This is a genomic window from Mesorhizobium sp. M8A.F.Ca.ET.021.01.1.1 (assembly GCF_003998025.1).
In the GTDB taxonomy this organism is placed as follows: domain Bacteria; phylum Pseudomonadota; class Alphaproteobacteria; order Rhizobiales; family Rhizobiaceae; genus Mesorhizobium.
In genome coordinates, this window is record NZ_RZSJ01000532.1 from 1 (window position 1) to 4,299 (window position 4,299).

Here is a 4,299-nt window from a genome sequence, read left to right on the forward strand (position 1 = left end):
TCACCGGATGGATGTCGCAGGCGATCATCTGCGCCAGCATCCTGACCCGCGCCCGGCCAAGCGGGTCTTTTGGCAGCAGCGGTGGTTCCGGCGTGGTCTCGTCGAGGAATTCGATGATCGCCAGCGACTGCGTCAGCAGCGTGCCGTCGTTGCAGATCAGCGCGGGGACCAACCCTTGAGGGTTGACCGCGAGATAGGCCGCTTCCAGATGCTCGCCATGGCGCAGGTGATGCGGCACATAGTCATAGCTCAGCCCCTTCATCTCCAGCGCGATCCGCACCCGATAGGAGGTGGAAGAGCGATAGTAGTTGTGCAGGACGATATTGCTCATGACTTTTCACTCATGACCGCGGCTGGCCGATGGTCACGTCGATCGTGCCGATGCCCTCGACCCCGCCTGATATCGTCTCGCCCGGCTTGACCGCGCCGACCCCGGCGGGCGTACCGGTGAAGATAAGGTCGCCCGCCTGCAATTCCACGCCTTCGCTGCAGATCGAAACGATGTCCGATATCGGCCAGATCAGTTCGGCAAGGTCGGCATCCTGTTTCACCGCGCCGTCGACGGCGAGCCAGATACGCCCCTTCGCCGGGTGCCCGGCTTTTTGTGCCGGGACCAGTGGGCCGCAAGGCGCGGAACGGTCGAAGGCCTTTGACCAGTCCCAGGGCCGGGCCGCCTTCTTGGCGACATCCTGCAGGTCGCGGCGGGTGAGGTCGATGCCGACGGCATAACCCCAGACATGATCCAGTGCCTTGTCGCGGGATATGCGAAAACCCGATGTACCGATCGCCGCCACCAGTTCGATCTCGAAGTGGAGGTTTTGCGTCAGCGGCGGGTAGGGGATTTCAGTGCCGGAATCGACCACCGCGTCGGCCGGTTTGGTGAAGAAGAAGGGCGGATCACGCTCGTCATTGCCGAATTCGCGCGCATGCGCCGCGTAGTTGCGGCCAACGCAGAAAATACGCCGCACGGCAAAGCGTTCGCTGGAGCCGGCAATGGCGACGGAAGGCGTTGGCGGCACGGCAAGGACAAAGGCGGTCATGGCGATCTTTGCATTTGATGGCGGCACATTCGGCCGATTTCGGGGATCGGGCAAGGCGTCGCTTTTCATAAAGCACGGGCTTTGCCGCGGCTGGATAAAGAATTCAGGCTTCCCATCATTTTTTGCAGCGATGAATCCCGTCAACAGGCGATAGACTATTTGCCAATAATCCGGCCACAGTCAGGAGACTATGGTGTGCCCGGTAAACCGGAACGAGCCCTATGACAGCCCCTACCGATCGTGCCCGGTTCCTCATCATCGACGACCATCCGCTGTTTCGCGAGGCGCTGCACAGTGCCGTGCAGATGGCTTATCCCGAGGTCGATACGGTCGAGGCACGGTCGATTGCCGAGGCGCTGGATCTGTTGGCCGACGCCAAGCCTTTCGACCTTGCGCTTCTCGACCTCAGCATGCCCGACGTGCACGGCTTCGACGGGCTCCTGCAGCTCAGGACCCGCTATCCGCGCCTGCCTGTGGTGATCGTATCGGGTCATGAGGAGCCGAGGATCATTTCAGAGGCCTTGTCCTATGGTGCCGCCGGCTTCATCCCGAAATCGGCGCGCAAGAGCGATCTCGCCGCCGCCATCCGCTCGGTGATGGACGGCGCCGTCTATGTACCGGAGAATTACGAAGGCCAGCCGCCGGATCCCGACAGCACCGACCGCGCCGACATGGTGCAGCGGCTTTCCAAGCTGACGCCGCAGCAATTGCGCGTGCTGCAGATGCTGCGCCAGGGCCTGCTCAACAAGCAGATCGCCTACGAGCTGCAGGTCGGCGAGACGACGGTGAAGGCGCATGTGTCGGAGATATTGCGCAAGCTCAACGTCTATAGCCGCACGCAAGCGGTGATCGAGGTGTCGAAGCTGGACAATGCGGAGCTGTTTCGGGATCAGGCCGGATTTTGAGCCATTAACTGTCCCCTAAGCCAGCAAATGCGCCAGCAGCGCGCGCAGTTGCGCGGGCTTCACCGGCTTGCGCATCAACTCGATGCCGCCGGCGCGGGCCGCCTTGGCGACAGCTTCCGAACTGTCGGCGGTGACGATCAACGCCGGCACGGCGCGGCCAAGATAGTCGCGGACCTCCGATATTGTCGCGGTGCCGAGATCGCCGCCGTCGAGATGCTGGTCGGCGATGACGATATCAGGCACCCAATCGGTGTCGCCAAGCAGGTCAAGCGCATCGTCGGTCGAGGTCGCGGCGCGTACCAGGCACTGCCAGCGCTCAAGCAGGAAGGTCATGGCTTCCAGCACCTCGGCATCGTTTTCGACCAGCAGCACCTTGGTGCCGAACAGGCCGTAGCCGCGCGGCCGCTCCAGGCTGGCGGCACTGGCGATGGCGTCGGCTGGCGCGCCGATGCCGACGGGAACATCGATGTGGAAGATGGTGCCGCGGCCGACCCTGGAGGAAAACGTCACGGGGTGGCCGAGCGCGCCGGCCATGCGGCGAACGATGGCCAGCCCGAGCCCAAGACCACCGCCGTCGATCTCGGCACTGGCCGGCGAGGTGCCGCGATGGAATTCCTCGAACACCGCTTCGCGCTGATCCTCCGGAATGCCGCAGCCGGTGTCGGCGACATCGATGCGGATGGTGTCGCCGCGATGGCGTGTGCCGACAAGGACGCCGCCCGAGCGTGTATAACCCAGCGCGTTGGAGAGAATGTTCTGCAGGATACGGCGCAGCAGCGTCCTGTCCGAGCGAACAACCGCATTGACCGGCCGGAATTTCAGCGACAGCCCCTTCAACTGCGCCACAGGCTCGAAATCCGAACGCAGCGACGAGAACAACGCCTCCAGGCTGACGTCGCCAATGTCGGGCTGGACCACGCCCGCGTCGAGCTTGGAAATGTCGAGCAAGGTGCGCAGCAGGTCTTCCACGGTTTCCAGCGAGCGCTCGACCTGCCGCACCAGCTTTTTTCCCTCCTCGCTGGTCTGCACCTCGGCAAGCGCCGAGACGGAGAGGTGGGCGGCGTTCAGCGGCTGCAGCACGTCGTGGCTGGCGGCGGCGAGAAATCTCGTCTTGGACAGGTTCGCCAGTTCGGCGTTTTCCTTGGCGGCGCTGAGGTCGATGTTCGACTGCTCCAGCCTGCGCAAGGTCGAATGCAGTTCCTCGGTGCGCGTACGCACCCGGTTTTCCAGCGAGATCGCGGTCTGGAACAGCGAAAAGGCGTTGCCTTGCTGGTCCATCGAGCGCTCGACGCGGCTGACCAGGGCGGCGTTGATCCTCTTCAGCCTGTCGAGATCGTTGATGTCCCTGAGCGGCATTTTGTTGCACCGCCCTATTCAGCCGCTTGCCGGTCACCGAAAGCGATGCCGGTGAAAGTCTGGTTCAAGTGCATTGACCGGTACTGTTCGCCATAGGTGCCGAAGCCGACGACATTGTTGACCCGGTAGAGCTCCGAAATATCGCGAAAGACCTGCCGGTTCCGTGCGTCCAGCCGGCGCAGCACGCAGTCGAAGCCAAGGATCATATCGATACCGCCCAGCCTTTCCTCGACCTCGCGCAATGCCGCTCGTGTCGATTCCACCATGTCCTTGGGTTGGGCGATCGACAGCACCACACCGTCGTCGATGGCGCAGAAGAACGACAGCGAGCCATCCGCGTGCATCCTCTGGATCGAGCGGCAGTAATATTCGCCGCCCACCTTCACCACCACGGGATGCGAGGCGAAGCTCAGCGGTGTCAGGGTCTGCGGCAGGATGCCGACCGAAGCGGCATATTCCTCGGCCGCATTGGTGGCGTTGAACTCCCGCACGATGCGGTGATCCGGATCGGACGCGGTCACCACCAGCTTTTCGTCGGTGGGAACGAAGTTGTCGGTCTTGAAGACGTGGAACGGAATTTCCGTGGCGACCAGCACGATGATGGCGCTGTCCGAAGCGACCCTGCCGTTCGAGATCAGACGCGTCGTCTCGAATTTCAAATCGTCGCCGGCCGAGCCGCCGAGCAGCGGTATGTCGTCAAGACCCCAGTGGATGGCCGAACTCACCGCTTCCTCGGCATAGGACAGCCCGTCGATGAAGCAGAGCGCGAAGGTGTTCCTGGTCTGCTCGCCGCCGAGCCGGGCGCGCAGCGTGCGCCGCAGGGCCTCGACCTCTTCGGTGATCCTGTCCATGCCCGAAGTCGACAAATTGTCGACCATGGTGCTGACCGCCGTGAAGGATGCCGAGGGCAGCAGCATCGCCAGCATATGGCCTTCCTCGAGCCCCTGCGGCGTAATCTCGCCGGCGGTCGACCAACCCGCGTGGTGGACCCCCCGCGC

The 4,299-nt window shown here is 63.3% G+C and carries 5 protein-coding genes; 1 reads left to right on the plus strand and 4 read right to left on the minus strand.

The window, feature by feature from the left end:
- Both EOA36_RS29075 and EOA36_RS29080 read right to left on the minus strand, forming a co-directional pair.
- Positions 1–331, minus strand: a 331-nt coding sequence (locus EOA36_RS29075; RefSeq protein WP_189553406.1) for a glutathione S-transferase N-terminal domain-containing protein, incomplete at its 3' end; no start/stop codon positions are given.
- A 10-nt stretch (positions 332–341) separates the two neighbouring features.
- Positions 342–1,040, minus strand: coding sequence for a fumarylacetoacetate hydrolase family protein (locus tag EOA36_RS29080; protein WP_127280440.1), 699 nt, complete (start codon positions 1,038–1,040; stop codon positions 342–344).
- A 221-nt stretch (positions 1,041–1,261) separates the two neighbouring features.
- Here EOA36_RS29080 and EOA36_RS29085 point away from each other — a divergent pair, with 221 nt between their 5' ends.
- Complete coding sequence (locus EOA36_RS29085; RefSeq protein ID WP_127280441.1) at positions 1,262–1,945, plus strand: response regulator transcription factor; 684 nt, start codon at positions 1,262–1,264, stop codon at positions 1,943–1,945.
- Between the two features lie 15 nt (positions 1,946–1,960).
- Here the strand turns inward: EOA36_RS29085 and EOA36_RS29090 are convergent, their stop codons facing one another.
- Together EOA36_RS29090 and EOA36_RS29095 are read right to left on the minus strand one after the other, a co-directional pair.
- Complete coding sequence (locus EOA36_RS29090; RefSeq protein WP_127280442.1) at positions 1,961–3,301, minus strand: hybrid sensor histidine kinase/response regulator; 1,341 nt, start codon at positions 3,299–3,301, stop codon at positions 1,961–1,963.
- 14 nt (positions 3,302–3,315) lie between these two features.
- Positions 3,316–4,299, minus strand: a 984-nt coding sequence (locus EOA36_RS29095; protein ID WP_127280443.1) for an FIST signal transduction protein, incomplete at its 5' end; no start/stop codon positions are given.

Coding starts and splice junctions, on each gene's coding strand:
- EOA36_RS29080 (WP_127280440.1), bottom strand. CDS start 1,040: ATGACCGCCTTTGTCCTTGCCGTGCCGCCAACGCCTTCCGTCGCCATT.
- EOA36_RS29085 (WP_127280441.1), top strand. CDS start 1,262: ATGACAGCCCCTACCGATCGTGCCCGGTTCCTCATCATCGACGACCAT.
- EOA36_RS29090 (WP_127280442.1), bottom strand. CDS start 3,301: ATGCCGCTCAGGGACATCAACGATCTCGACAGGCTGAAGAGGATCAAC.